Origin of the sequence: Mesorhizobium yinganensis, assembly GCF_040081985.1 — a bacterium.
Lineage (GTDB): Bacteria > Pseudomonadota > Alphaproteobacteria > Rhizobiales > Rhizobiaceae > Kumtagia > Kumtagia yinganensis.
The window spans coordinates 15,442-40,833 of the sequence record NZ_JBEBMH010000038.1 but is presented as its reverse complement, the minus strand read 5'-3'; the positions used below and the strand labels follow the sequence as shown (position 1 = coordinate 40,833).

Sequence of the window (25,392 nt, the reverse complement as noted above, 5' to 3'; positions counted from 1 at the left end):
GCGCGGCGGCCGCGAGAGGCAGAGGGCGGAGGGGAGGGTTCCTGACGGGTTTGGAGGTTCGGGGAGAGACCCTGGGCCGCCCGTCATGGAGACCTGACCATGGCTAAAAGCGCCATTCAGAAGATCGCAATGAACCCCTCGGAGAACATTGCCTACGACAAGCTTGTCCTGTCGCAGGAAAATGTCCGCCGGGTGAAGGACGGCGTCACCATCGAGCAGCTTGCCGGGGACATCGGCCGGCGCAAGCTCCTGCAGAGCCTGAACGTCCGTCCCGTCCTCGATGGAGACGGCGAGGAGACCGGCACCTATGAAGTGCCTGCCGGCGGCCGCCGCTATCTCGCGCTCGGCATTCTGGTCAAGCAGAAGCGCCTAGCAAAGAACGAGCCGATCCCCTGCATCGTCAACCGTAGCGGGACGACGTCGGCCGAAGAGGACTCGCTTGCCGAAAATGTGCATCGCGAGAACCTGCATCCGCTCGACCAGTTTCGTGCATTCAAGGCACTGAAGGAGCAGGGTCTCGATGTCGAAGAGATCGCTGCCCGCTTCTTCGTGTCGGCGGCGACGGTCAAGCAGCGGCTGAGGCTCGCCTCAGTCTCGCCAAAGCTGCTGGACCTCTACGAGAAGGACGAAATCCGCCTCGAGCAGATCATGGCCTTCTCGATCTCCAACGACCATGCCCGGCAGGAGCAGGTCTGGGAGCGCATTTCCGGCAATCCGCATATGCAGGAACCTTACTACATCCGGCGCCTGCTGACGGAGACGACGGTTCGCGCCGACGACCGCCGAGCGGTCTATGTCGGAGCCGAGGCATACGAGGCTGCCGGCGGCGTCATCCTGCGCGACCTGTTCGAGCAGGATTCCGGCGGGTGGTTCCAGGATGCGGCGCTCCTCGAGCAGTTGGTCTTCGACAAGCTCAAGCTCGACGCCGAGACCATCCGCGGCGACGGCTGGAAGTGGGTCGAGGCGGCGATCAGCTTCCCGTACGGGCATACCTCCGGCATGCGGCGCATCTATGCCGAACCGGCGGAAATGAGCGCCGAGGAGATCGCCCGCTACGACGCGGTCAAGGCCGAGTATGATGCGCTCGACGCCAAATATGCCGAGATGGAGGACGCCGATCAGGAGATCGAGGACAAGCTGGATCAGCTCGGCGCCGAGCTTGACGGCTTGAGCGACCGTCCCCAGGCCTACGATCCGGTGCAGAAGGCTATCGCCGGCGCGTTCGTGACGCTCGGCGCCAACGGCCAGCTGCAGGTCGAGGCCGGCTTCGTCCGTCCCGAGGATGAGCCCCGGGCCGAGGTGGATGACGATGACGAAGAGGCCGGCCACGGCGATCGCGACGCGTCGCAGTCCGACCAGGATGGCACTAAGGGTGTCGTCGTCAACGGCCGGTCGACGAACGGTGCATCCGACGCAGCCGAGGAGCCCGAGGAAGACGGCATCAAGCCCCTGCCGGAACGGCTTGTCTTCGATCTCACCGCGCAGAAGACGCTGGCGCTGCGCAACGCGCTGGCGAGCGACGTCGACATAGCCTTCGTCACCGTTCTCCATGCCCTCGTGCTGCAGGTGTTCTACCGCTTCGCCAAGGACAGCTGCCTCGAGGTCACCATGGTCAGCAACAGCTTTGGCCAGGTCCAGGGTCTCGCCGAGACCCCCTGGGCGAAAGAGATCGCCGAGCGTCACGAAGCATGGGACCGGGATATGCCCGACAGCGACAAGCTGTGGGATTTCCTGCTCGGCCTCGACGAAGCCAGCCGCAAGGCATTGCTCGCGCACTGTGTCTCCCTCTCGCTCAATGCCGTCGTCGAGCCCTGGAACAAGCGGCCTAGTGCGCTTGCCCATGCCGACGCGCTCGCATCCACGCTCGGCTTCGACATGGTGACGGCCGGCTGGGAACCGACCGTCGAGAACTATCTCGGCCGCGTCACCAAGGCCCGGATCGTCCAGGCGGTGCGCGAGGCCCGCGGCGAGGATTCCGCGCAGCTGATCGATCACATGAAGAAAGACCTGATGGCTCGTGAGGCCGCGCGTCTGCTCGAAGGGTCGAACTGGCTGGCCGAGCCGCTACGCCTCGCTGGTGACGACGCGTTGGTCGACGCCGGCGAAACCGTCACCGAGGATGTGACGGACGAGACGGCTCTCGACGGCGATGCCGCCGAGCTGCCGGCCTTCCTCGCCGATCCAGCATCGGAGGAACCGTCCGTCGTCGGCTAGGACACAGACCACCTCGAGGCCGCCGAGTAATCGGTCTCCCGCTTCGCACCGGGCCCGGCATCGTCGCCGGGCCCTTTTTCGTTTTCCGACATGGAGAGATCCACATGTCAGCCCATACAATTTTCGATTGCGCCAGCCTGGGAAGTGTCATTCGGTACTTTGACTCCAGCCCGAAACCACCGGCGCGCTTCACAAAAAAGTTGGTCACTTGGGAAAGCCGCAACGGCACCGGCCGCCTCGTGAAGAAAGAACCTCCGAGAACGCGCATTACCTATAGCTCGCCAGCGTGCTTTGCACTGCATGAAGGGGATTTCGGAGAATCCGGCGTTGTCGTTGTCTCTGTCCGTCGGACCTACTCTGTGGAGAGCGACCTCCGTTTCGAGATCGTCGAACGTCCTTCGATCGGCATGGTCCGCGTGCTGCAGGATCTCGGTGACAGCCCGGAGCTGCTGCATCTAGCCCTGAACCGCGAGGCGGCCGAGCGCTGGCTCGCGAACAATCCGTACAGCCGCGCCTATCTCGAAGAGGTTACCGCGGACGAGGTCGGCGCCGACGTCATGGAGGGCCGCTCAGCCGCCTGACTTTCAAACCTCACAGACCAACCATCGACAGGCTCGGGGTCGCGCAAGCGATCGCCGGGCCTGTCCCGTTTCATGGAGATCGACATGTTCGACTGGATAAGAAGCTGCTCCTATGACGAGCAGCAGAAAAGACGTTTCCACACGACAGCCCGCTCGCGGCTGAAGAAGCTAGCCGCCGAACTTGCCCTGCCGCCGGGTAGCTATGACGTTCGTTCAAATAAGGCGGGCATCGCCGTTTCCGGTGAAGTGACCCTGCATCACACCGCCGTCTACATCCAGGTCGGCCAATTCGGAATGTCGTCGGGGCACGGTATCCTGATCCGTACCTGCAAGGGTCGCACGGACTATACCGGCGGCGCCAATCACTTCGTCGCGCTGACCATGCTTGACGACATTCCGGCGCTCGCCGCCGCCGTCCGCGCCATCACCGGTGTCCGACGAGACGCCGCACAGTCCGCCGACCGCCGCGCCGCCTGAAACGGCTCAACGACTCCCACATCCACCGACCGTCTTCCGCCGCGCCACCGCACGGCGGGAGGCTGGGCTATTCCGGAGACATATCATGTCCACCCATCCCCCATTCCGAAAAGTGTTCGAGGGCATCGCAACGCGCGAGCAGATGTTTGCCCTCTTCAACCGCCATAGCGATACGCCAGGCGTCGATCCCCTGTCGGGGATGCCCTACGCGTCGGAATGGTTCGAGATCGAGGCCGGCGAATACCATTTCATGCTCGGTCTGTTGCCGCCGCTGTTTCAGCGAACCGGCATGTTCGGCATGTCCGAATACAAGGCCGGCAATATCACCAGCGTCTTCTTCGCGATCAGGATCCGTGGCCGCGAACGATGGTATCACGGCTTCTGCGATCTGACCGACAAACGCAGCCCCGATGCCATGCGAGCAGCAATCATCGCCCATGAGACGGGCGCTGTCGACAGCATGACGCGTGAGGAAAAGCTCGAGGCGATCTGGTCTGCCACACATGCCGACTTCAGAGGCATCGCCGGCGAGACCAATCCCGATGCCTGGCCGCCGGAACATCACGGAAAGCGGACCATCCCAACCTACGTCGCGGAGCAGGGCACCACCCTCAAGCTCTTGGAGGATATGACCGACGAAGAGATTGACAGCCGCATGCCGGCAGTCCGCGCACGGTCGAGGAGGGGAGCGGGCAACGATGCGGAACCATCGTAAACAGTCGCCGCCGGCGAATAAGCCGAGCTGGGAAGCCCACTCCACCTACACCGCCGACCTTGGCGTTCCGGATAGACGCCAGTACCGTCGCACACCGCCCGGCTCCCCGACCGTCGCCGATCTGGTGCGACCCGGCGATACGGTCTCGACCTCCTACGGCACCGGCGGTGTCGCGATCGAGGTGAAGGAATATTTCTACGCCGCACCCATCGGCGAGACGCTGTCGCATTTTACCATCGTCTATGTCCGGCCCGGTCCCGCCGCAAAATTCCGCGATATCGATCGACACTGGATCAACGAGTGCGTCGCGGTCGGCGACCGCATCCCCATGCTGTTTGAGGCCAATACGGACGAGGTCTTCATTGTCGACCGCGCCCGATCGGCCGAAACGCGCCCCTGTCGTACCCTTCCTCATCACCTAGCCGCTTCTTCGATCTGGACGGCATAACCGGCCGCCGGTTGAAGCGCGCGGCATCTCGCCGGACGCTCCACCGTGGTCCGGACCGAGTGGGAAAGGCGACAGCTAACCGCCTTCCAGAAGCCCTTCGCCGGTTTTCTTCGTCCATGCCGCTGGAGGAAGAGCGAGGCCGGGAGGAGTGCGGCCTTGCCGGGGCGGAGAGTGTGCGCCGGCGGGGCGGACACTCTCGCTCGAAGGACATTTCCATGAACATCGTCACGACCACGTCGGCCGCCGCCCGCACGGCCGCTCCCCTTGCTACGCCGGCATCCCGCCCTATCGACACCGCTCACGCGATACATCAGGCGGCGGTCCAGCTACTTCCCTTCCTCGAACAGGGCAAGCCCATCACCACTGCGGACTTGCGCCTTGCCGTGACCGACAGCTTCGGCGGGACGGATGCGCAAGGCTTCTGGGTCTGGAAGGACGCCTATGAAGCGCTCGAGGCCGCGCAGGTCCTGTTTTTCCGCCGCTTCGGTTCCGCCATCCTGACCCGGTCATCGTCACCGCAGGTAGCGCTGGTGATGATGAAGCGTATTGCCGAACTCGTTCCCACCCACACGCGCCGCTCCGACGAGAGCCAAGCCCTGCAGCAGCTGTCGACGCCGATACCGCTCGCCTTCGTTGCCGCGCAAGCCGCCGCCATCTCCTCATCGGACCTCGTTCTCGAACCCTCGGCCGGGACCGGCCTTCTCGCCGTCCATGCCGAGATTGCCCGGGCCTCACTCGCGCTCAACGAGCTTGCTGCGACACGCGCCGACCTACTCGGCCTGCTGATTCCACGGGTTCCAATTTCCCGTCACGATGCAGCCCATATCGACGATCATCTCGTTCCAGCGGTCGAACCGTCCATGGTGTTGATGAACCCGCCCTTCACCGTCGGCGCCTTCGTCGACGGCCATGTCGCCGATGCAGCCTGGCGGCACGTCTCTTCAGCGTTCGCCCGACTGCGCACCGGCGGCCGCCTGGTCGCCATCACCGGCACATGCCTCTCTCCCGAAAACCCCAAATGGCGGGCCGCCTTCGAGCGGCTGCAGCAGCAGGGCAGGGTGGTCTTCACCGCCGCGATCGACGGCCGCATCTATGCTCGGCATGGCACAACGGCGGAAACCCGCCTGACCATCATCGACAAGACACCAGCGTCCGATCCGTCCTCGTTCGCAGCCTCGCCCGGCAAGGCTACTGACGTCGAGACGCTGCTCTCCTGGATCTCCGACCTGCCACCCCGCACATCGGGGGGCTTCCCGGATTCGATCGGGGCCGTATCGAACGGCATCCTGCGCAATGCCGCCCGACAGATGGCCGCGCGCTCTGTAGCCGGAGCTGCTCCGATCGCGGTATCGGCTGTCGCGAAGAGCACGCGGCCAGTTCCGTCGGTTGCCCGGGCGAGGCCCATCCGTCCGGTCATGGCAGCCAACACAGCTGCGGTTCCCCTGACCTACGAACTGCGCGACTGGATTCCGGAAGAGGGTGGTCGGCTCACCGACACGATCTACGAGCCCTATGCGCTGCAGTCGATCCACATCCCGCTCGCTAAACCGCACCCGACCCCGCTCGTCCAGTCCGCGGCCATGGCTGCAGTGGCGCCGCCAAAGCCGTCCTATCGGCCGTTCCTGCCTGATCAAATCATCGACGAGGGCCTGCTCTCGGATGCGCAGATCGAAAGCGTCATCTATGCCGGCGAAGCCCATTCCGGTCATCTCGCCGGCGCCTGGAGCGTCAATGAGACCTGCGATGTCGTGTCGGCCGCACACGAAGGTGCAGAAAATGCTGTTCGGTTTCGCCGAGGCTGGTTTCTGGGCGACGGCACCGGATGCGGCAAAGGCAGGCAAGTCGCCGGCATCATCCTCGACAATTGGCTGCAGGGCCGTCGCCGTGCGGTCTGGATTTCCAAATCGGACAAGCTGCTAGAAGATGCCCAGCGCGACTGGTCGGCGCTCGGCCAGGAACGCTTGCTCGTCCAGCCGCTCTCCCGTTATCGGCAGGGCACGCCGATCCGCCTTGCCGAAGGCATCCTGTTCACCACCTACGCGACGCTGCGCTCCCAGGAACGCGACGGCAAGAAGTCTCGTATCGCGCAAATCATCGACTGGGTCGGCGAGGATTTTGATGGCGTCATCGTCTTCGACGAAGCCCACGCCATGGCCAATGCCGCGGGAGGCAAAAGCGAGCGCGGCGACGTCGCACCCTCGCAGCAGGGCAAGGCAGGCCTCAGGCTTCAGCATGCGCTGCCTGATGCCCGTGTCGTCTACGTCTCCGCCACCGGCGCCACCGCCGTCGAGAATCTAGCCTATGCCCAACGCCTCGGCATCTGGGGCAGCGATGATTTTCCGTTCGCCAACCGGGCCGAGTTCGTCGCGGCGATCGAGGATGGCGGCGTCGCTGCGATGGAAGTGCTTGCCCGCGATTTGAAATCGCTCGGGCTCTACACGTCACGTTCACTCTCCTATGACGGCGTCGAATACGACCTCCTGGAGCACGCGCTGACCGAAGAGCAGATCCGCATCTACAATGCCTATGCGGACGCCTTCCAGGTGATCCATAACAATTTGACCGCTGCGCTCGAGGCGGCCAACATCACCAGCGAAACCGGCACGCTGAACCGCAATGCCAAGGCGGCGGCCCGCTCGGCCTTCGAGAGCACCAAGCAGCGCTTCTTCTCCCACCTCATCACCTCGATGATGACGCCGACGCTGATCGGCGCGATCGAGCAGGACCGTGCCGACGGTCATTCGGCTGTCGTGCAGATCGTCTCGACCGGCGAGGCCCTGATGGAACGCCGGCTGGCAGAAATCTCCACCGAGGAATGGTCGGACCTCCACGTGGATGTCACTCCGAGGGAGTATGTAGGAGGGTACTTGATACACCCCTTCCCGACGCAGTTGTTCGAGGAATACTCGGACGCGGAGGGGAACGTCTATTCGCGGCCGGTGCATGACGAAGACGGCAACCCGGTGCAATGCCGGGAGGCTGTACGCCGGCGCGACGAGATGATCGAAAAGCTGGCCTCGCTGCCGCCGATCGGCAGTGCGCTCAACCAGCTCCTCCATCATTTTGGGACGGATATCGTCGCCGAGGTGACCGGCCGCTCGCGCCGCATCGTCAAGAAAACTGGCCGCGACAGTATCGACCGGCTTGCGGTCGAGAACCGCCCAAGCTCGGCCAACCTCGCCGAGACCCAAAGCTTCATGGATGACAATAAGAGCGTGCTGATCTTCAGCGACGCCGGGGGTACCGGCCGCTCCTACCATGCCGATCTCGGCGCCAGGAATCAGCGACTACGCAAGCACTATCTGCTCGAAGCCGGCTGGCGCGCCGACAATGCCATCCAGGGTCTTGGGCGAACCCACCGCACCAACCAGGCGCAGCCGCCGCTGTTCCGGCCGATGGCCGCCAATGTGAAGGCCGGCAAGCGCTTTCTGTCGACCATTGCACGACGGCTCGACACGCTGGGTGCGATCACGCGCGGCCAGCGCCAGACAGGCGGAGCAGGGCTGTTCCGGTCCGAGGACAATCTGGAAAGCCCCTATGCCCGCGTGGCGCTCCGGCAGTTTTATTACCTGCTGCACCAGGGCAAGATCGAGGGCTGCTCGCTGACGACCTTCGAAGCGGTCACCGGCCTGTCCTTGACCACCGACGAAGGCGGGTTGCGCGACGAGTTGCCGCCGATCACCACCTGGCTCAACCGGCTGTTGGCGCTGCGCAGCGAAACCCAGAATCTGCTGTTTGAAGTGTTCGAGCAGCTGATGGCGGCCAAAGTCGAGGGCGCCATCGCAGCCGGCAACTATGACAAGGGCGTTGAGACGATCACTGCGGAAAGCATCACGGTCACCGACCGCCGGACCATCTATACGCATCCGGTTTCCGGCGCGCAGTCGCATGTGCTGACTGTTGCACGCAAGGACCGCATTCGGCCGCTCGGCCTGCCCGATGCACTGGCGATCGTGCGCGCCGAGCCGCAGTCGGTTCTGCTGGTCAACACGCGGTCGAACCGCGCGGCGATCCAGCTGCCGACCGCCAGCCTTATGCTCGACGACGGCGCGATAGAGCACCGCGTACGGCTGCTGCGGCCGACCGACGAGCTGCGTTTCGGCCTCGATGCGCTGGCCGAGACCCATTGGCAGCCGGCCGACCGCAAACTGTTCTGCGAACTCTGGCAGGCAGAAGTCGTCGCCGTGCCCGAATTCACGATCAGCACCTTCCACATCGTCACCGGGCTGCTGCTGCCGATCTGGCGACGACTGCCGGACCATGATTGCCAGGTCTATCGGATCCAGACCGATGCCGGCGAGCGCATTATCGGCCGCCACTTCGCGCCGACGCTGGTCGCGACCATGTTGCGCAATCTCGGCATCGACTATGTGCCGACGCTGGCGCCGGAGGACGCCTGGACCGGGCTGGTCGACGGACGGATTGGCTTGCAGCTCGCCGATGGTCTGGTCGTGCGCCGTAGCCGCATCATGAACGACTGGCGCGTCGAGCTGATCGGCTTTACCGACGCGATGGTGCCGCGCCTCAAGGCGCTGGGCCTGATCTCCGAAATCATCTCCTGGAAGCTTCGGCTGTTCATTCCGACGGCCGGGCAGGGCTCCGCCATGCTTGCCTCGCTTCTCGATCGCCACACCCTCGTCGGCGTCAGCGACCGCACGGCGGCGGCTTGATAGGAGGCGACCATGACCAGCTCGGCTTCCGAGCTGGCACGCCGCCTTGGCGATCACGCCGAGGCGGTGTGCCGCGAATATCTCTCCAACGGCAATCGCTCCGGCAATCACTGGATCGTCGGCGATGTCCGCAACACGCGCGGCCGCTCCATGCATGTGCGCCTGAAGGCCAATGCCAAGGGCTCAGCTGGCAAATGGGTGGACGAGGCGACGTCAGAATTCGGCGATCTGCTCGATGTCATCCGCGAAAGCTGCGGGCTGATCGAGTTCCGCGATGTTGCCGATGAAGCACGACGGTTCCTGGCCATGCCGCGGCCACAGCCGCAGGAACCTCGCACGCAGCAGCCTGCCGCGGCACGCGGCTCCCCCGACGCCGCGCGTCGCCTTTTCGCCATGTCTCAGACTATCGCCGGCACTCTGGCCGAACGCTATCTTGCTGGTCGCGGCATCCTCTTGACCGCGCGCGAGCGCAACCTGCGCTTCCACCCCGGCTGCTACTACCGCGATCTTGTCACCGGCGAGACGCAGACCCTGCCGGCGTTGGTCGCGGCCGTTACTTCGCTCGACGGACGCATCACGGGCCTGCAACGCACGTGGCTGGACCCGAACGGCGCCGGCAAGGCGCAGCTTTCCGATCCGCGGCGCTCGCTCGGAAATCTCCTCGGCAACGCCATCTGGCTAGGCCTCGAGCCCGGCTCTTCAGTTCCGGTCATGGCGGCCGGTGAAGGTTTCGAGACGATGGCCGCGCTCCACACCGTGATGCCGGCCCTGCCGGTCGCCGCTGCAACCTCGGCCAATCACCTCTCCGGCCTGACCTTCCCGCCCGGATGTCAGCGCCTGTACATTGCCGCCGATGCGGACGCCGCCGGACGGCATGGCATCGAACGCCTCAGCCAGCGCGCCGGCGAGGCCGGCATTCTCGCCATGGTGCTACGCCCGCAGCTCGGCGACTTCAACGACGATCTCCGCCACCTCGGCCCCGTTTCTCTCGCCGTGTGGCTCAGCGATCAGCTGCTCCCGGACGATGCCGGGCTCTTGCCTCCGTCCGGATGAACGGCCCAAGGGTCGGCAAGTGGCCGGCAGGCGGGCAGGGGCGGCGTCACAGAAAATCTCGCAGGCATGGCGGCAGTCCGTCGGAAAGGCCGCGCCCGCGGCCTGCCTGAGAGGCGATCCCTGCCACCCCCCGGTCACGGCCGCAACGGCTGCGCCGTCCTCCGCTCCGCTCCGGCCTTCGGTGCGGCCGCGCCCGCGGCGCGGCCGGGATTCGCTGTCAGGCCGCGATGGGCGCGGCCACAACCGACGGAGACAGCCATGACCTACGAGCTTCCTTTCGACGACACCTACGAGCCCTACCACGCCTCCTCGCCGACCGATCGCGTCATCCTCGAACTGCAGATGTACGGCCACCGTCCGCATCAGGACGAGCCCGATCCCCGCCCGCTGCCCGACGACGAGGTGATCCGGGCCGGCCTCGCCGGGATCGTCGAGACCTTCGCCGGCATGCTCGGCGACACCAGGCTCGAACCCGACCTCGACGACCTGCTCTGGTCCTTCACCAACGTTTTTCACCGGGCCGCCGAGCGCATCGCTCGCAGCCTCGACCGCAATGAGGAGGCACAGCGGTCCAGCCAGAACGAGCAGGACGGCTCCGAGGTGAAATCCGTCGAACTGGAACGGCTCACCGCCGAAGGCATCACCTATATCGAGCGCCGAAATGTCCTCGAAATCATGCGCGACGAGGCCGCCGACCTCTACGAGGCGCAGACCGGTTCGGCATGGCGCCCGCGCACCGGCTCCAAGGTCAGCCATCAGTCGATGACCGCGGCGGTGATCGACAGCCGAGATTTCCTCGCCGCCCGCCGCCGCGCCGAGACGGCGGTGCTTGTGCCGGCGGGCACCAAGATCGCCTTCGCCGGCGGCCTCGACTGCAACGATCACGACCGGATCTGGGATGCGCTCGACAAGGCCCGCGAGAAGCACGCTGACATGGTGCTGCTGCATGGCGGCAGCCCGCGCGGCGCCGAACGCATCGCCGCCTGCTGGGCCGAAAACCGCAAGGTCACGCAGATCGCCTTCAAGCCCGACTGGAACCGCCACGCAAAAGCCGCGCCGTTCCGCCGCAACGACCAGCTGCTGTCGGTCATGCCCTACGGCTTAATCGTCTTCCCCGGCTCCGGCATCACCGAGAACCTGGCCGACAAGGCCCGCCGCCTCGGCATCCCGGTCTGGCGGTTCACGGGGGCCGGCGCGTGAGCGCCGGTTTCCTCTTGTTCGCGTCACCCAACCCGGCCGCGTGCGGTCGGGTTCGCCCGCGCGCGACGCCGGATAGCCGCCACGCCAAGCACGAAACTAACCGTGTGAACTGCACCCGCGCGGGAGAGGGGGAGAGGAAGGCTGGGACGGGGCAGCTGCGCTTAGAAAGGAGAGCGACCATGACGATGATATTCTTTGGCGGCTCACGCGACATCTTCGAACTGCCCGTCCCCGCAATCGAACGGATCGGCGCGATCGTCGCGGCCGAGCATGGCGTGCTGATCGGCGATGCACCCGGCGCGGACGCCGAGATGCAGGGACTGCTGGCAGGCTACAACTATGAGCATGTCGGCGTCTTCCATGCCCGGGCCGAACCCCGCAACAATCTCGGGGACTGGGCTGCCTACCACATTCCGCCGCCGGCCGGCGCGAAGGGTTTTGCGGTCCACGCCGAAAAAGACCGCGAGATGGCTAACCGCGCCGATTTCGGCCTGATGGTGTGGGACGGCATTTCGCCCGGCACCTGCCTCAACGTGCTGCGCCTGGCCATCATCGGCAGTCCCTGCGTCGTATACGACACGATGCGCGGCACGGTAGGAACCGTCCATACCGTCGCGGACTGGCGCGCCATGCTCCACCATGCCGGCCCGGATGTTCGCCACCACGTCGAAGCCCGCTTGACGGCGGATGAACACCCTGCCCTGGAAGCCTGATCGTGGGGAGCCGTCGTGACCGCCTTAGCGAGCGGCCGGAGCCGGGCGCCTATGCCGCCGCGGCGATCATCTGCGAGGTTGCTTCGAAGCCGGCCCCAGACGAGGCCAACCCGTGCGATCCGCAGACATTGCTCAGGGATATCCCACCTGTCCGTCGCGCCAAGGGCAGGGCGGTTGCGGATCACGGAGTGCCATCTCGGCTGCACGCTTGGCCGGCGAATCCCTCGCCCCATGTTGGTATTGAGCATCACCAGCCGGCTCCACCCGCGAAACCGGCGGGTGACGGAAGACGGGGCAGGGAACTCCTAGGCGGGTCGGGCGTCGGGTGCGGCAAGGTGATGGAAGGGCAGAGCCGCAGGCGAGGCGAACGCTTGACCGCGACCGCTGCGCCTGGCGTGAAGGATCGGCGATGGTGGCCGGAGGCATCGCCTTCGTTCACATCCGGACCATTCCCGTGGTTATGTCGCCTTTGTAGTGGACCGCCTGCTTTTGCGATCAACCCCCGTTGGGGGTACGCTCGGCAAAAATTCAGGAAAATTCGATTTCGGTTTCTTGTTGCGGGCCAGGGCACTTTCCTTCCCGCAAGCGGGGCCCTTCGAAAGTGCGGCCCGCCGGCTTCGGCAAATAGAATTTTCCAGAATTTGTTGCCGAGTGACCGCAGCAGGACGGCCCCCTCCTTTGGCGCCATCGGGAATGGTCCCGATGCAACCGAAGGAGAACTACCATGGCCACCACGATCGCAAACCTCACCGCCAAGGCCGACGGCTCGATGGAAGGCGTGTTCGCCACGCTGCGGGTCAACGCCCCGATCACCCTGATCCCGAACGCCAACAAGACCCGCGAGGATGCTCCCGACTACCGCATCGTCAACAAGCGCACGGGCTTCGAGATCGGAGCCGGGTGGCATCGCATCTCCCAGCGTTCGGGCGAGGAATACCTCTCGGTCAAGCTGGAAGCCCCCGAGATCGGCGTGATCTTCGGCAACCTCGCTCCCGCCCCTGGCGGCGACGAGAACAAGAAGGTGATCCTCTGGAACAACCCGCAGTGAACCGCAGCGAGCCGGCCCCGCGAGGGGCCGGCTCTCTTTTCGTTCCCCACGATCAGGAGGCTTCGATGAGCCGCTACACCATCACCGTTACCGCCACCGGCGACGAGCGCTTCGATCCGGACGCCGTCATCGGCTACGATCCGCCACTGCGCACCTTCTTCCTGCAGGCGTTCCCGGACGAGACCGACGACGATCTCGCTCTGTGGCTCGGCACCAGCGACCGCGAATACGAAACGCTCGACGCGCTCCATGTTGCGGCGCTCGCCAAGGGTTTTGACTTCATGCCGCTCCCGGTCGAGAGCTCCGGTTCACTGGCCGCACACTTCGCAACGGAGGCCGACCGGCCGCCGCATGACGGTCCGCTCGCCGCATTGCTGCGACACCTGCAGTCGAAGTAGCCGCAAGCAAGAAAAAGAGGCCCGCGCCGGACAACCTCCGGCGTGGGCCCTTTTTTCGCCAGCTTGAGCGCCACCCTCGAACGTCATCCCACCGCGTGCACGTCCCGATAGCCGCGCCGCCGTTTCGCCCGTTCCAACACATGCTGCGCGGCAGCGGCCTCCTGGACCTTCTCATAGAGGTCGATGCGCATCCGACCCGGCCGGCCAATCCGTCCCCATTCGCGTACGACACAGATGTCGCCGAACAGGCTCGGTGCTGATGACAGCCGATAGAACCTGGCCATGTTTCGGGCGGGATCGATACGATGGAGATGGATCACATCTTCGTTCTGCATGACGGCAATGTCGCGCGCGTGGTGCATGCTGTCCAACGAGTTCTGTGAATCGGTTCGACCGGATCGATTCAAGCATTTGATGCATCGGTCGGCAGCGCGATATCAGGGCGAGCCGGCCTGCGGCCGACCGGGTGCTATTCGCTTCGCTCACGGAGCCCGGAAGCGGTCTCCGCCCATTCGGGTAACGCCCCCATCTCGCGTGGCATCCGGGACCGGATCGACCGGCCCCGGATGCCACGAGGGGGCAACCCCTCGCGCACCCCGCCGGCTGGTCGCCGGATATGGACGCATCCCCTAGGGGGATGCGGGTCTCTATCTCTCTGACGTCCCAGTGTACTGTCCGCTCCCATCGCCTCAAGGACCGCGCGGCCCCTCCAATTTTTTGCCGCCGCCCTGAAGAAGGGCGCCGACAAAAAATCGGCTCCTCCGCTTGCCGCCTCCGGCGGTCGCTCCGCGCTCCTTGACCCGATGCTCGACTTGCCCGTCGCGGGCCTCCGTCATCAAGATGAAGGAGACCATGACATGGCACACAACACTCTCATGCTTATCGCGCAGCTGTCGGGTTTGCGCATCCTAGTCCTCGCCAACCGCCTTGGTTGTGATACCGAACGGGCTCGCGCCGTCCACGACAGGCTGGCAGCAAAGCTCGCCGAGATGATCCAAGCGCAACGCAATATCCTCGCGGCGGACCGGGCACGTGTCGCATCGCGCGGCACCGAGGACGAAGAGGATGCCTTCTACGATCTGCGCCACTACCAGACCGCCTGGTATGAAACGTGGCTGATTGAGCCGGTTGCGCTGCTGGACGAGTATCTGGTCGACGATCTCACGAACGAATATTTCGATTTCAACACCGGGGAATGGCATCGTCGAGACAGCGACATTCCGATCGTGGTGCCGGTGCCAGCGGACAAGCTCTGCGGTCTCGCAAAAATCATCGCCGAGATCGAGGACATCAGCGGTGTACGGTTCAGCGTCGAGAACGTCTACTACAGCGAGGCTGAAGCCGAGGCGGCGTGGTGGGAAAGCACCGGGGCCAATCGGGACGAGGTTTTCGCAGTGCCCGGCCGCTCATGAGGCCAAGATCGATGCGGCGCAAGCCGCCTCGATCTTCTATTTTCTCCAAATCAGAAGACGGCGTGACATGTCGCACGCGTCTTGCGGTCGATAGGGTCTGTTCCGCGTCCCGTCAGCCCCGACGCTTCGTGTCCGGCGGATTCGCAGCGTTCTCCGCCCCGGTGTCGGGCGACAGTTCCTCGACCAGTCTGAGCAGGTTCTGTGCAGTCGCCGCCGGGAGGTCCAGCATGCGCATAACCAGCTTGTACCTGGTCTCCGCCTCCTGCTCGGTCTCGCCGAAGAACTGCGGTTCAGCTGCGTAAATCGCCTCGATCGGCGAGAAATCGAGCAATTCGGCCAGATGCAGCAGCCGCGCCACCCTGAGCTTGGCCCCGGCGCGCTCATGTCGTGCGTAAATCTCTTGATGCAGGCCAACCATCATGCCGACCTGCTCGCGGTTCAGGTTTTGCGCATCTCGCCGTTCGCGCAGGAAGCGGCTCAGCTCCTCCTCGATTTCGAGAAGACCGCGAACACCGCCAAATCCCGGCTTGCGCCAGATCGGCTTGTCGACTTCAGAATCCTCCGTTTCGACAAGCCCATGCCTGTCGATGTAAGCCTGTACGTCCTTGATGGCCATTGCCTGGCTCGCTTGTATCGCTTGCTGCCCCAACCCCGCCAAAAGAGACGGGAAAATTCCTATGCTGGCTCCAAACCCCAAAATTTAGAGCCAAATCGACAGTGTTCCTAGCAGGGATACCGACACGACATCAACTCGACTCAAGGCGTACTCCAAACGAGGCGGGCCTTCTTTCAGAATCCATTGGCGTCCAGATACTGTCGAATGGCCTTCTCCATGAGGGCCTGCATGGACGTTTCCATGTTGAAGGAGGCCAGCTTCAGCCGTCGCTTCATGTCGCGATCCAGATTGACATTCACGAGGTGGCTCGAGCCTTTCATCCGCTCCCGCTTCATCTGCCGCAGGGCCTTGCTCGCCTCGGTGGATGCCGCGCCTTTCCCCCTATCCTCTATCGCTACCGATGCCGGCGCACTCTGCGGAGTAGCGAGGCTTGCATCCCCGGCGTGATCCGCGGTCAAACTTGCAGCTTGACGCTGACGGCGCGGCGCGGTGGCGAATTCGTCCAGCGACAGGCTCTCCTTCCCGCTCATGCCGCGCGTCCCGACACCGCCTCGTTCGCGAGCAGTTCGTCGACTTCCGCAACCAGCGCCTGCGTCTCAAGCCGCGCTTTGGCGATCGCCTCCGTCACCTCCTGCATCTGAAGCGTGCCGATCCCGTTGTGGATGTCCTTATAGACATTGCGCTCGAACACCTCGGTGCGAAACAGGTAGGTTCCGACCGTGTCCTCGATGATCGGCCTGATCTTTCGGTAGAGTTCAGTGTGCCGGACCGTCACCGTGATCCGGGTCCGCAGGACGCCGTGCCGGCAGGTCTTTCCCCGCGCCTGATTGACGCGCAGCACATTCTCGAAACTGTCGATGGCGCCGAGCACTTCGCGTTTTGATGGCTGGATCGGCGAGATCACAAGATCGGCAGCTGCAATCACCGGGTCGACTATCGATGTGTCCTCGCCTGGTGTGTCGATCAAGACATGATCGAATGCACCGGCATTGTCCTCCATCCATCGCTCCAGCCCTCGTGCCGTCTTGTGGCTATAGGCTTCGATGCCCTCGGGCTGGCTGTCCTTCTCCTGGCAATCCGACCACCACTTCATGAGGTTGTTGCGGGCATCCATATCGATCATGGCGACCCGTCCGCCCCGCAGGGCATATTCACCGGCGATGTTCATCAGCGCGGTCGTCTTCCCAGCGCCTCCCTTGCCGTTGATGGCGGCGATCACGACGGTCATCGGCTCATCTCCCATGAAAATGTGTTTCTACTCACACATGAATCCATGATCGTGTGCACGTGGATTCACATCGATATAGAAGCACACGAACATGGAAAAACACAATCATATTGATATCGAAAACATGCGCATAACCGCAAAAGCGGAATAAATCTCTACCATTAGTGTCGGCAGGATACGGAAAAACGTGATACGTTTTTCCTGACGATCGAGGGACAGGCCCTCGATCCGCGGCCTGCGGCCGCAACAACGACGATCAGAGGTGTGGCTGGTGACGGTTCGCAGCATTCCCGAAGCGTCGAAACGGAAGGACAGGGTGGCGCATATTCGCTTCTCTTCCGCCGAGTACGATGCGCTGGAGGCGGCCGCGCGCGCTGCGGGGATGACCGTTTCGGCCTTTGTCCGGTCGCTGTCGATGGAGGGCGCTGGCGTGCGACCGTTTCTCGGGGAGGGGGATCGACTGGTGCTCGCCCTGCTTGCCGACGGCATGCGGGCCATCGGCGGCAATCTCAATCAGATCGCCCGAGCCATCAACACCGGCTTAGTACCGAGCGAGGGCGACTTCGCAGGGAGCATAAGGGATGCGCACAGCGTTGCGACCACGCTCGCTGCCGAGCTCGCAGAAATGACTCGGCGCTCAGCTGCAGCCCGACGCGGGGAGGGCGCCTGATGGAGTTTTTCCCCGGTGCCTTCGAGCGGGAATGGGAGCGCCGACGCGCCATGCTGATGCACGAGATGCAGCTCGGCCAAACCGCAAAGAGTGACTGGGAAGAGCCGCGAAGGGGAGGGGCGGCGCGGATCGGCGATGAGGGGCTGGGCGGCTTCGGCCGAGCGCGGCGGCGGCAGGGTGGAAACGGCGCGCAGTGGTCGGGGGGTGGCGTGGGAGCGGCCGGCCGCTCGATGCGTACGCGCTTTGGCGCGCTGGCGCGCGGCGGTCAACCGGCCGTGGTCAAGTTGGCCTCCTATGGTGGCGGCGCGCGCGCCGGGGCGATGATGAGCTATACCTCCCGCGGCGGGGAACTCGCGGTCGAGAATGAGCGCGGCGAGCGTGTGCTCGGCAAGGATGCGCTCGCCGAACAGCGGGCAGAGTGGGAGCATCTCTTCGACAATCGCGCCGCCAGCCGGGACATGGCTGCGTTCCACGTCTCGGTCGATACGGCATCACTCCGCGATGACGTCGACCAGGACGACCAGCTGCGCGAAATCCTGTTGTCGGGATTTGGCGAGCGACGCTTCGTCTACACCGCGCGGGCGAGATCTCCGGACGAGCTTGATGTCTCCGGTGTCGTCGTCTTGCGCGATAAGGAGGGTGAGCGACTGACCGGCGACCGCAAAGCCGCGGAGATCATTCAGGAGCGCTTTGATGGTTCCGATGCCGGGCAGGATGTCGAGGCGCGCTTCCGGTTTCACTGTTATGGCAATGGGGTGGAATGGGGCACGGCACGTGTTCGCGAGATAATTGCTGGAGCGGAGGGAGGGGTCCGCGACGACACTGGCAAGCTGATCGGGACGCCACACAAGCCGGCGATCTCGTCCAGAAGGAATGGCGCAAGGAATTGCACAGCCGCAAGGGCAGGGACGTCATGCACCTGATTGTCTCGGCGAGAGCCGGAACGGATGGGGCGGCCTTCGAAGCTGCTGTGCGAGAATTCCTCGGCGAACAGTTCGCCGGACATCGCTACGTGTTTGCCGTTCACGATCCGGCGCTCGATCCAAAGGAAGCGGCCGAGGGCGGCAAGCGGCCGCACATTCATGCCCATGCGATCGTCACGATGCGCTCGGAGACCGGCGACAGGATCGTCACCAGCCCGCAGATGTTCCGGGACTGGCGTTCCGTGATGGCCGAAAAGGCGCGCGAGCAGGGCATCGACATGGAGCTGACCGACCGTCGCGAGTTTGCCAGCGCACCGGCGTACACGCGCAACCAGGTACGGCCGGTCAGCTATCGTGGCCGCACCGAGCACGAAGGGACCAGCTCAGCCGCTCATGGCCGCTATCGGGCCAAGCGCGCGAACGACATCAACCTCGCAACCACGGACCGCAGCCGGCAGTACGCGGCGGCAGCGGCCGAGGCCTGGAGAGATCTTGCCAGTGAGGCGGGCGGCACGCGCGAGGGCGCGTTTGCAATGCTTCAGAGTGGTCGCTTGGAAGCAACAACGGGTGACATTCAAAATGAGCGTGTTTTCGTACGAAACGCAAACGAACCTGTCAAAAACATAACCAATATGATAGCATTGACCGAGTTCGTAAACGGTGAGGATGGACAGATGCGAGTGATGACGCGTCCGGAGTTCGAGGCTTACGAGAATCGTGTTGAAGCGGTCCTTTCGTCCGTGGAGCAGACCCTCGACGATACCGATCGTGCCGACTTCGACGAGATCGCCGCGGCAGCGCGCGAGGTGGTCGATATCCGCCGGGAGTATCTCGAGCTCACCGAACGCCAGGTCGACCGCGAGGGCGGGCAGGAACCGCGCGGCTCCGTTGACGATCGGTTTGAAGACGCCAATGCGCAGTGGAATGCAGCCGTGGCGCGGTTCGGACTGGAGGCGGTCGAAACAGCGAACGAGGTTCTCGTTCAGGTCAGTCACTATCGCGATGGGCTTGAGCGGATCGAAGCGGGCGAGCTGCCGCAGTCCTTCACAGCGAGCTACCGGGCAGGTTTCGAGCGGGAAATCAACAGGGCTGCCGAAATGGCGATCGATGGCGACAACCAGTATATGCGCGAGGCCGCGAAATCGGATCAGGAGCTGCGGCTTACGATCGATCAAGTCGAGCTACGACGCGCAGAGCAAGCGCCAAGCGACAGGGGCCAGGACGGCGATCAGGAAGCTCCTTCATTCGATCCGGGCGCAAATCGCCGGACCGATGGCGCACCAGTTGGTTTCCAGGGTGCTGCCGAATCCGAGCAGCATCGCGATCCGGGTCGGGAGGGTCGTTCGACGCCCGAGCACGATGACCAGATCATCGAACAGCAGGCGACTATGCCGTCCGAGCAACGAACCCGGCATCCCGATGACCGCTCCGCCGAACGGAAGCCGGCCCTCGACGCGGAACTTGCCAGATCGGATCCACCGCAGCAGCATGTACCGCGTCTTCGTCAGATCGAACTGGAACTCGATGAGCGACAAGACCGCGATCGCGACGATCGCGAGAGGTAGGAGTCGGTCATGAAGAATGACAACTGGGCATACAAGTACGGTCCTCCTCCGGAGGATTTGTCGGAAAAAGATAGCGGCTGGCCAGGGACCTGGCTCTTGCTTGCCTTTCTGGTGATAGCTCCCCTCATCTATCTCGGTCCCCAGCTTGGTAAAGTCGAAGCGTGGATTGTCGATCTCTACCATAGGGCCGATCGTTGGATGGCTCCCATCAGAGAGCTCGTGTTGGGCTAGATCAGGCACGGGGAGCGTCTGAGGGACAGTCGATGAAAATGACCCGCGAGCAATTGCACGATCTGGTCTGGTCGATGCCCCATAACGGAGATTGCCCGGCAGTCCGGTGTGCGCGACCAACACATCGCCAGGGCCTGTGACGGTGCGGAAATAGCACGTCCTCGCGCTGGCTACTGGCAGAAGGTCGAGCACGGGAAAAGCGTGACCCGCATGGCTCTCACCAACAATCGCTACGCGGCAAGCGACGTCATCACGATCGACGCATCGGGCTGGGCAATCTCGCAGGCATAGCCGGGAGAGGTCGCGAACGCCGGCCGCCCGATAGTCACTCCTGTGCCAATGCCCGAATGAGGGTTCGAAACGCTGCGCGGACCTTGCTATCCTCAATTCTTGCCAGCGCCTGCGCAACCAAGATATCGCCTCCATGTAACAGGGGTTGCACGGATTTCTTGACCTCAGGGCCGAGGCCCTCGAAGAAGAACGACATGCGTGCGTTCAGTGCCGTGGCAGCACGCACCAATGTGGTCACGGCAATCCGGTTCGTCCCACGCTTATATTTTTGAATCTGCTGAAAGCTGACGCCGAGGAGCTCCCCCAGCTTCCGCTGGCTCATGCCGAGCGACTGGCGTCGGGTGAACAGACGGTGCCCCAGGACAACGTCCACGGGATCACGGCCGTCTTCGCTTTCTCGCGGGACGGTCTGGGATCGGCGGTGGCGGATCGATGAAGAAGTCGGTCGGGGCAACGTCGAGGATCTCTGCCAACTTCTCCAGCATGTCGACGGTGAGAGAATGGACTTCACGCTCCTGATGGCCGACATAGGTTCGATACAGGCCGGCTTGTGCGGCCAATTCCTCCTGCGACATGCCTTTGCCGTAGCGCATCCGTCGCAGGTTTTGCGCTACCACCGTCCTCAGCTTCATAACTGAGACGGAACATAGTGCGCAGTAAACAGCGACGCAGTATAATGAGTGCTTACAGGAAATCCACCGGGCTCGCGCGCAGCGGCGGCCGCGGTTTTCGATGATGCCGGCAGGTGTGACGGCGTCCGCGTAAAGAAATGGACGCAGGCAGCCCTGCGGAGCGACCTAGTGCAGCGGTGCCGCCACGTGTGCCCCTAGTCGAGTATCGGGTCCACTAGAACAGTCGAATGTCCAGATCGAAGGGCTGCGACCTTGCGATCTGTATTGTCAAGGCCGCCGGATGGCGATGGTTGATGATCGCATTCTCATCGGGGCTGTCGGGCAAGGGTACGATCGCAGACGGGACGAAGAGCACAGCGGCTTCGAGGCTGGAGAGCCATTGGTCGCCGATCCGCTGCGTTTCTGATTCCCACCTGCGCCAGTCACCCGGCAGGTCGTCCAGCGTCAGCCGCATGACCGGCGCGGTATCCGGCACCTCGTATTCGACCATGTCGAGCGCAGGAAGCAAATTCGGATCTTCTACATGCACCAACTTCTCGAGGACGCACAGCGACGGCGACGTGGAGACATAAGTCGTCGCATGGCCGACCGTGTTCCACCGGCCGTCGAAGCGCAATCCGTAACCACCGTCGAAAACGCGAGCAAACTCGTCGCCCGAAAGCCGCCAGAGCCGCATCAAGCGGCGGCGCCCCAGGCGATCTTGCCAAGAATCGTCTCGATCACGCGCGCGCCGGCTTCGGTCTGCGCGACGCTAAGCGGCATCTCTCCACCGAGTTCCGCAAGCTGCTTGCGCAGCCAGAGATTGGCCTTGGCGGCGTCGGCGAAGGTCCCTTCGGCAAGCGACTGGATCCGCGCCAGGCGAACGGCACGGTCGGATTCTTCAATTGTGAGCGGCTGGTTCTTTTCGGCGCGATGACGCCTCGTCCGCTGCGGGATGACGAACCGCTCGATCTCCTGCTCGCTCAGTCCTGCCGACGAGAGCCCTTTCAGCGAAGCCAGCGGCAATCGACGCTGGACAGCCATCGCGAGATCGGCCTGCGAGCGGATATCGGTGCCCAGGATAGGCGCCCCACCGAGTTTGCGGACGACATTTTCAATGACGGCGGTTGACGTGGCCATATTCGATCTCCGGCAATCTGCCTATCACATCTAAGGCAAATTGCCGAGAATGCAAGAGCACCGTCGCCTGTGATGGCATCGCGCCATGTTGGGTTCGCGAACCGCAGCCACAGATTTATTTACCGGAGATGGTAGGCCGCAGTATGCAGCAACCCTTGTTCTGGCAAGTTACTGAAGCGACAGGCTTAGCAAGTTAGAAATGCGACATTGGTCGGGCAGGGCGGTCCAATCTCTGCAAAGTAGAAATGTCGCATCGACGGCGAACCCACCTTCCTGGCGCTAACGTGAGCGCCCGATCGGGCGCCGCTGGTCGGGGTTGCTCAGCCCGATCGGGGGCGATCCAGTCGAACTTCTCTGGGCTCTAGCTTTGAAAGCCGCTTCACTCGGCAGCAGCCAGCCTCGCCAGCGCCTGCTCCCGCCGTGCGATGACAGCAGGATCGTTTATAAAATCCGTCCGCCTGCCAGGCTTCCTGCCGCGCTTAACATAACCGTTGCTCTCGCTACCGTCAGGAATGCCGAACATATGGTTCGCCTGGCCCGTGCGGCGCGGCCCGTGCTGGCTGCGCTGAAGGTCGCGGCCGGCCTGCATCTCGGCCACCATCAAAAGAGCCTCATCAAGGCGCTTGTTCTCGACGACCTCTGATCTGTGGACTGAGCGCAGCTTGTCGAATGTCTTGTAGGGCAGGGAGGTGCTGCCTTCCATGATCTCAAGCCGACCGTCAGGATAGTCGCAGACGACGACCTTCTTGCCCGCCAGACTCTTCGCAAAGACGCTCGGCTCGAGGATGAACAGCACCTTGTCATAGCGTAGCGTTAGGGCCTGCGACAGCGTGCGGAACTCTTTGCGGCACATGGCGCCGTCCAGGTTCTCATGGTCTGCAAGGGGGCGGTGCACGTCCTTCGGATTACGTGGCTCCTTGCCGAAGCGGGCGTTGAAATCGGCGGCAAATTCGGCCGCATAGGCATTGGCCGCCTCGATCGTGCTGATACCGCGCAGACGCAGTTCCTTCACAAGTCGGTCCTGTAGCGTCTGATTGGCCCGTTCGACACGGCCTTTGGCCTGAGGACTGTTGGCGCAGATGATATCGATGTTCAGTTCGTATAACGCTCGACCGAACTGCGTCAGGCCGGTCGTTCGATCCTTCTCGGATCCATGCGTCGTGCGAAAAACCCCATGCTTGTCGCTGTAGAACGAAATCGGTTTGCCCCATTCCTGCAAATACATCTTTGTGGCGATTAGATAGTCGAACGTGTTCTCGGAACCGGCGAAGCGCAGATGCAGCAGCTTGCCGGTGGCGTCGTCGATATAGACGAGCAGGGCGCATTTGGGGCCGCGGTTCTCGAACCACCAATGATGCGAGCCGTCGATCTGTACCAACTCGCCGAAGCAATCGCGCCGGCCGCGCGGCTGATGCAGTTGCTTCTTACGCTCCCGACGCGACGTCCAGATGCCGGCTTCCGTCATCCATTGGCGTAGCGTCTCTTTGCTGACCGCGATCTGATGTCGTTCGAGTAGCTTCTCTGTTGCGAGGGTCGGCCCGAAATCCCTGTAGTAATCACGCACCAGGTCCAGCACGGCATTGCGGAACTCCTCAGCGTGTCGCCGGTTGCTTGGTCGGTTGCGTCTCTTCGAAGTCAGAGCGCTCGAACCATTCTGATCATAGGCCCGCAAGAGCCGATGCACCTGACTTCGACTGAGGTTCAGAACCTCAGCTGCCCGAACGACGGTAAGCCGACGATCGCGGATCTTCTGGATGGCTTCAAGACGATTGAGCTCGTTTTGCGACAACGTGATCAAAGGGATGGCGGCTCCGCAATACGCTCGGTCCCACGCCGGCGTTGTGAAGTCGACAGCCTTCCTTTCCAGCTTCGTGTTGGCGAGCCTTCAGAGCTGTGAAAGTCGGGGACTGTCGCATCTCTAAATTGCTCAAGTGTCGCATCTCTATATAGCTGCTACAACAAAAAGTCGCATAACATAGCTTATGGAACTAAGTTATTGATTTTAAAAAATAAAGTGACCGGCTACGCATCCGTAGCCGGTCACTCTTTTGGAAGCGCGTAGCGGATAATGCGCAGCGTCTCCGCGTCCTCAAGTGTCACTTCGAGGACTTGATTGACAAGATCCCCATCGTGATCGAGCTCGCGCAGAGCCTGTTCGAAAAGCTCCACTTGCATATCGAGATCCATGCCAGGCGGGCCATTGAGGCAGACAAGTCCCGCATGGATGGCAACATCCGCATATTGTCCCTTGGTGCCGGGCTTGTCCTTCGGTCCCCGGAAATCAGCGGAGTTCTTGGTCACGAAAGTCCAGTCACCGTTGAGAATAATTGGTTTGAGTTCCCAGTCCTTGAGGCCGGCGAGGCCGAGCCACACGACATGGCTGGCCTCGCCATAACCCCTCTCATGCGCGATTTTGGTCAGTTCCGGGCTGAGGCATTCGTCGATCAGGAGCTTCATCCCGCCTTCCTGAGACGCGGGACGCGGTGATCGCGGATGATGACGGAGCCCTCCGGAAGGTCGGTGGCTGCACGAGGCCGCCCGCGTGGTGGGTTCGCGTCCGCATAAATTGTCGCAAGCCGGACCTTCCCGGCATCAATGCCGGGATAGGCCTCAAGTATGCGCTCGACGGTATGCCCCGCGCTGACGGATGCCGCGACATCATAGACCGGAACACGGGTGCCCTTAATGACCGGAGTGCCACCGAGAATGTCCTGCGAGGTCGTGACGAGTTCGCGGGCGGCCGAAAGATCCGACAGCCGCTCGCTTGCGCTCTTCAGGAATGGCGCGAGGTCGATCGTGAGGAAGTCGTCGCGCATGGTCCAGTCTTCTTTCAACAACGCTGTCCATGCAAGCGATCTGGCGCGCGCGAGCTTCGGCTCGAACGTCCTAATGGCGAATAGTCGTTCTTCCGGTGTCAGGCGCTTGGCACTTTCGAAATAGAAGCTGATGAAGGAGCAGGCTCCCGCCAGGACGTGTCGGCCGTTGTCCACCGAAACGAAGGCATCCGGCAGGATGCGTTCGTCGATCACTCGATTGACGTCGCGCAGGCTGACGCGCGAGACCACCGCAGCCTCCGTTGCCTTCAGCATTTCCGCAACTGCGGGCATGAGGCGCTCCCAATTAATTCTTCCGACGCATCGGAATATATATTGGCTACGTCAGCTTTTCAATGGGCAGGCACAGGACTG

Annotated in this window: 28 protein-coding genes; 17 read left to right on the top strand and 11 right to left on the bottom strand. The window is 63.2% G+C overall.

Annotated features, from left to right (window positions below):
• Positions 1–99: 99 nt before the first annotated feature.
• From ABMA59_RS33200 to ABMA59_RS33150, 11 genes are all read left to right on the top strand, one after another.
• Positions 100–2,214: a ParB/RepB/Spo0J family partition protein gene (locus ABMA59_RS33200; RefSeq protein ID WP_349009643.1), complete on the top strand. Its 2,115-nt coding sequence runs from the start codon at positions 100–102 to the stop codon at positions 2,212–2,214.
• Between the two features lie 104 nt (positions 2,215–2,318).
• A complete protein-coding gene (locus ABMA59_RS33195) occupies positions 2,319–2,795 on the top strand; it encodes a hypothetical protein (RefSeq protein ID WP_349009642.1) in 477 nt (158 codons plus the stop codon).
• A gap of 84 nt (positions 2,796–2,879) precedes the next feature.
• A complete protein-coding gene (locus ABMA59_RS33190; RefSeq protein WP_349009641.1) occupies positions 2,880–3,272 on the top strand; it encodes a hypothetical protein in 393 nt (130 codons plus the stop codon).
• 85 nt (positions 3,273–3,357) lie between these two features.
• Complete coding sequence (locus tag ABMA59_RS33185; protein ID WP_349009640.1) at positions 3,358–3,987, top strand: DUF1419 domain-containing protein; 630 nt, start codon at positions 3,358–3,360, stop codon at positions 3,985–3,987.
• Positions 3,971–4,435, top strand: a complete 465-nt coding sequence (locus ABMA59_RS33180; protein ID WP_349009639.1) for a hypothetical protein — start codon at positions 3,971–3,973, stop codon at positions 4,433–4,435. The genes ABMA59_RS33185 and ABMA59_RS33180 overlap by 17 nt, the downstream gene beginning before the upstream one ends.
• Positions 4,436–4,650: 215 nt before the next feature.
• Complete coding sequence (locus ABMA59_RS33175; RefSeq protein ID WP_349009638.1) at positions 4,651–9,105, top strand: strawberry notch-like NTP hydrolase domain-containing protein; 4,455 nt, start codon at positions 4,651–4,653, stop codon at positions 9,103–9,105.
• 12 nt (positions 9,106–9,117) lie between these two features.
• A complete protein-coding gene (locus ABMA59_RS33170; RefSeq protein WP_349009637.1) occupies positions 9,118–10,158 on the top strand; it encodes a DUF7146 domain-containing protein in 1,041 nt (346 codons plus the stop codon).
• A gap of 258 nt (positions 10,159–10,416) precedes the next feature.
• A complete protein-coding gene (locus ABMA59_RS33165) occupies positions 10,417–11,358 on the top strand; it encodes a DUF2493 domain-containing protein (RefSeq protein WP_349009636.1) in 942 nt (313 codons plus the stop codon).
• Between the two features lie 179 nt (positions 11,359–11,537).
• Entirely contained in the window at positions 11,538–12,071 is a 534-nt protein-coding gene (locus tag ABMA59_RS33160) for a hypothetical protein (RefSeq protein ID WP_349009635.1), read from the top strand.
• A gap of 724 nt (positions 12,072–12,795) precedes the next feature.
• Positions 12,796–13,119: a DUF736 domain-containing protein gene (locus ABMA59_RS33155; RefSeq protein ID WP_085462449.1), complete on the top strand. Its 324-nt coding sequence runs from the start codon at positions 12,796–12,798 to the stop codon at positions 13,117–13,119.
• 65 nt (positions 13,120–13,184) lie between these two features.
• On the top strand, positions 13,185–13,517 hold the full coding sequence (locus ABMA59_RS33150) for a hypothetical protein (protein ID WP_349009634.1): 333 nt from the start codon (positions 13,185–13,187) through the stop codon (positions 13,515–13,517).
• 83 nt (positions 13,518–13,600) lie between these two features.
• Here ABMA59_RS33150 and ABMA59_RS33145 read toward each other — a convergent pair whose 3' ends face one another.
• Positions 13,601–13,879: a WGR domain-containing protein gene (locus ABMA59_RS33145; RefSeq protein WP_349009653.1), complete on the bottom strand. Its 279-nt coding sequence runs from the start codon at positions 13,877–13,879 to the stop codon at positions 13,601–13,603.
• 495 nt (positions 13,880–14,374) lie between these two features.
• Between ABMA59_RS33145 and ABMA59_RS33140 the strand changes: the two genes are divergently transcribed.
• The gene (locus ABMA59_RS33140; RefSeq protein ID WP_349009633.1) at positions 14,375–14,929 is read left to right on the top strand and encodes a hypothetical protein; all 555 of its coding nucleotides are present in this window, start codon (positions 14,375–14,377) and stop codon (positions 14,927–14,929) included.
• A 112-nt stretch (positions 14,930–15,041) separates the two neighbouring features.
• Here ABMA59_RS33140 and ABMA59_RS33135 read toward each other — a convergent pair whose 3' ends face one another.
• From ABMA59_RS33135 to ABMA59_RS33125, 3 genes are all read right to left on the bottom strand, one after another.
• A complete protein-coding gene (locus ABMA59_RS33135) occupies positions 15,042–15,545 on the bottom strand; it encodes a helix-turn-helix domain-containing protein (RefSeq protein WP_349009632.1) in 504 nt (167 codons plus the stop codon).
• Positions 15,546–15,718: 173 nt separating this feature from the next.
• Positions 15,719–16,075, bottom strand: a complete 357-nt coding sequence (locus ABMA59_RS33130) for a hypothetical protein (protein WP_349009631.1) — start codon at positions 16,073–16,075, stop codon at positions 15,719–15,721.
• Positions 16,072–16,773, bottom strand: a complete 702-nt coding sequence (locus ABMA59_RS33125) for a ParA family protein (protein ID WP_349009630.1) — start codon at positions 16,771–16,773, stop codon at positions 16,072–16,074. Before ABMA59_RS33125 ends, ABMA59_RS33130 begins: the two co-directional genes overlap by 4 nt.
• 271 nt (positions 16,774–17,044) lie before the next feature.
• On the opposite strand from ABMA59_RS33125, the gene ABMA59_RS33120 reads away from it, so the two are divergent.
• The 5 genes from ABMA59_RS33120 (at position 17,045) to ABMA59_RS33100 (ending at position 20,453) form a co-directional block, all read left to right on the top strand.
• Positions 17,045–17,443 (top strand): plasmid mobilization protein, encoded by a 399-nt coding sequence (locus ABMA59_RS33120; protein ID WP_349009629.1) that lies wholly within the window; start codon positions 17,045–17,047, stop codon positions 17,441–17,443.
• Complete coding sequence (locus tag ABMA59_RS33115; protein WP_349009628.1) at positions 17,443–18,366, top strand: hypothetical protein; 924 nt, start codon at positions 17,443–17,445, stop codon at positions 18,364–18,366. Before ABMA59_RS33120 ends, ABMA59_RS33115 begins: the two co-directional genes overlap by 1 nt.
• Positions 18,357–19,931, top strand: coding sequence for a hypothetical protein (locus ABMA59_RS33110; RefSeq protein WP_349009627.1), 1,575 nt, complete (start codon positions 18,357–18,359; stop codon positions 19,929–19,931). The genes ABMA59_RS33115 and ABMA59_RS33110 overlap by 10 nt, the downstream gene beginning before the upstream one ends.
• Positions 19,932–19,940: 9 nt before the next feature.
• Positions 19,941–20,162, top strand: coding sequence for a hypothetical protein (locus tag ABMA59_RS33105; RefSeq protein ID WP_349009626.1), 222 nt, complete (start codon positions 19,941–19,943; stop codon positions 20,160–20,162).
• Positions 20,163–20,270: 108 nt separating this feature from the next.
• Entirely contained in the window at positions 20,271–20,453 is a 183-nt protein-coding gene (locus ABMA59_RS33100) for a hypothetical protein (RefSeq protein WP_349009625.1), read from the top strand.
• Between the two features lie 34 nt (positions 20,454–20,487).
• On the opposite strand, the gene ABMA59_RS33095 is transcribed toward ABMA59_RS33100, so the two are convergent.
• The 7 genes from ABMA59_RS33095 to ABMA59_RS33065 all read right to left on the bottom strand — a co-directional run bounded on the left by ABMA59_RS33095 (position 20,488) and on the right by ABMA59_RS33065 (position 25,311).
• Positions 20,488–20,826 (bottom strand): helix-turn-helix domain-containing protein, encoded by a 339-nt coding sequence (locus ABMA59_RS33095; RefSeq protein WP_349009624.1) that lies wholly within the window; start codon positions 20,824–20,826, stop codon positions 20,488–20,490.
• 4 nt (positions 20,827–20,830) lie between these two features.
• Positions 20,831–21,046, bottom strand: coding sequence for a helix-turn-helix domain-containing protein (locus tag ABMA59_RS33090; protein ID WP_484534588.1), 216 nt, complete (start codon positions 21,044–21,046; stop codon positions 20,831–20,833).
• A 253-nt stretch (positions 21,047–21,299) separates the two neighbouring features.
• Positions 21,300–21,761, bottom strand: coding sequence for an RES family NAD+ phosphorylase (locus tag ABMA59_RS33085; RefSeq protein WP_349009652.1), 462 nt, complete (start codon positions 21,759–21,761; stop codon positions 21,300–21,302).
• Positions 21,761–22,204 carry an antitoxin Xre/MbcA/ParS toxin-binding domain-containing protein gene (locus tag ABMA59_RS33080; protein WP_349009622.1) on the bottom strand — a complete coding sequence of 148 codons (444 nt, stop codon included), beginning with the start codon at positions 22,202–22,204 and terminating at the stop codon, positions 21,761–21,763. Before ABMA59_RS33080 ends, ABMA59_RS33085 begins: the two co-directional genes overlap by 1 nt.
• Before the next feature lie 379 nt (positions 22,205–22,583).
• Positions 22,584–24,008 carry an ISNCY family transposase gene (locus tag ABMA59_RS33075; RefSeq protein WP_349009651.1) on the bottom strand — a complete coding sequence of 475 codons (1,425 nt, stop codon included), beginning with the start codon at positions 24,006–24,008 and terminating at the stop codon, positions 22,584–22,586.
• Between the two features lie 236 nt (positions 24,009–24,244).
• A complete protein-coding gene (locus tag ABMA59_RS33070; RefSeq protein ID WP_349009621.1) occupies positions 24,245–24,661 on the bottom strand; it encodes a DUF5615 family PIN-like protein in 417 nt (138 codons plus the stop codon).
• Positions 24,658–25,311, bottom strand: coding sequence for a DUF433 domain-containing protein (locus tag ABMA59_RS33065; RefSeq protein WP_349009620.1), 654 nt, complete (start codon positions 25,309–25,311; stop codon positions 24,658–24,660). Before ABMA59_RS33065 ends, ABMA59_RS33070 begins: the two co-directional genes overlap by 4 nt.
• Positions 25,312–25,392 lie beyond the last annotated feature (81 nt).

Coding starts and splice junctions, on each gene's coding strand:
- ABMA59_RS33200 (WP_349009643.1), top strand. CDS start 100: ATGGCTAAAAGCGCCATTCAGAAGATCGCAATGAACCCCTCGGAGAAC.
- ABMA59_RS33195 (WP_349009642.1), top strand. CDS start 2,319: ATGTCAGCCCATACAATTTTCGATTGCGCCAGCCTGGGAAGTGTCATT.
- ABMA59_RS33190 (WP_349009641.1), top strand. CDS start 2,880: ATGTTCGACTGGATAAGAAGCTGCTCCTATGACGAGCAGCAGAAAAGA.
- ABMA59_RS33185 (WP_349009640.1), top strand. CDS start 3,358: ATGTCCACCCATCCCCCATTCCGAAAAGTGTTCGAGGGCATCGCAACG.
- ABMA59_RS33180 (WP_349009639.1), top strand. CDS start 3,971: ATGCGGAACCATCGTAAACAGTCGCCGCCGGCGAATAAGCCGAGCTGG.
- ABMA59_RS33175 (WP_349009638.1), top strand. CDS start 4,651: ATGAACATCGTCACGACCACGTCGGCCGCCGCCCGCACGGCCGCTCCC.
- ABMA59_RS33170 (WP_349009637.1), top strand. CDS start 9,118: ATGACCAGCTCGGCTTCCGAGCTGGCACGCCGCCTTGGCGATCACGCC.
- ABMA59_RS33165 (WP_349009636.1), top strand. CDS start 10,417: ATGACCTACGAGCTTCCTTTCGACGACACCTACGAGCCCTACCACGCC.
- ABMA59_RS33160 (WP_349009635.1), top strand. CDS start 11,538: ATGACGATGATATTCTTTGGCGGCTCACGCGACATCTTCGAACTGCCC.
- ABMA59_RS33155 (WP_085462449.1), top strand. CDS start 12,796: ATGGCCACCACGATCGCAAACCTCACCGCCAAGGCCGACGGCTCGATG.
- ABMA59_RS33150 (WP_349009634.1), top strand. CDS start 13,185: ATGAGCCGCTACACCATCACCGTTACCGCCACCGGCGACGAGCGCTTC.
- ABMA59_RS33145 (WP_349009653.1), bottom strand. CDS start 13,879: ATGCACCACGCGCGCGACATTGCCGTCATGCAGAACGAAGATGTGATC.
- ABMA59_RS33140 (WP_349009633.1), top strand. CDS start 14,375: ATGGCACACAACACTCTCATGCTTATCGCGCAGCTGTCGGGTTTGCGC.
- ABMA59_RS33135 (WP_349009632.1), bottom strand. CDS start 15,545: ATGGCCATCAAGGACGTACAGGCTTACATCGACAGGCATGGGCTTGTC.
- ABMA59_RS33130 (WP_349009631.1), bottom strand. CDS start 16,075: ATGAGCGGGAAGGAGAGCCTGTCGCTGGACGAATTCGCCACCGCGCCG.
- ABMA59_RS33125 (WP_349009630.1), bottom strand. CDS start 16,773: ATGACCGTCGTGATCGCCGCCATCAACGGCAAGGGAGGCGCTGGGAAG.
- ABMA59_RS33115 (WP_349009628.1), top strand. CDS start 17,443: ATGGAGTTTTTCCCCGGTGCCTTCGAGCGGGAATGGGAGCGCCGACGC.
- ABMA59_RS33110 (WP_349009627.1), top strand. CDS start 18,357: ATGCACCTGATTGTCTCGGCGAGAGCCGGAACGGATGGGGCGGCCTTC.
- ABMA59_RS33105 (WP_349009626.1), top strand. CDS start 19,941: ATGAAGAATGACAACTGGGCATACAAGTACGGTCCTCCTCCGGAGGAT.
- ABMA59_RS33090 (WP_484534588.1), bottom strand. CDS start 21,046: ATGCGCTACGGCAAAGGCATGTCGCAGGAGGAATTGGCCGCACAAGCC.
- ABMA59_RS33085 (WP_349009652.1), bottom strand. CDS start 21,761: ATGCGGCTCTGGCGGCTTTCGGGCGACGAGTTTGCTCGCGTTTTCGAC.
- ABMA59_RS33080 (WP_349009622.1), bottom strand. CDS start 22,204: ATGGCCACGTCAACCGCCGTCATTGAAAATGTCGTCCGCAAACTCGGT.
- ABMA59_RS33070 (WP_349009621.1), bottom strand. CDS start 24,661: ATGAAGCTCCTGATCGACGAATGCCTCAGCCCGGAACTGACCAAAATC.
- ABMA59_RS33065 (WP_349009620.1), bottom strand. CDS start 25,311: ATGCCCGCAGTTGCGGAAATGCTGAAGGCAACGGAGGCTGCGGTGGTC.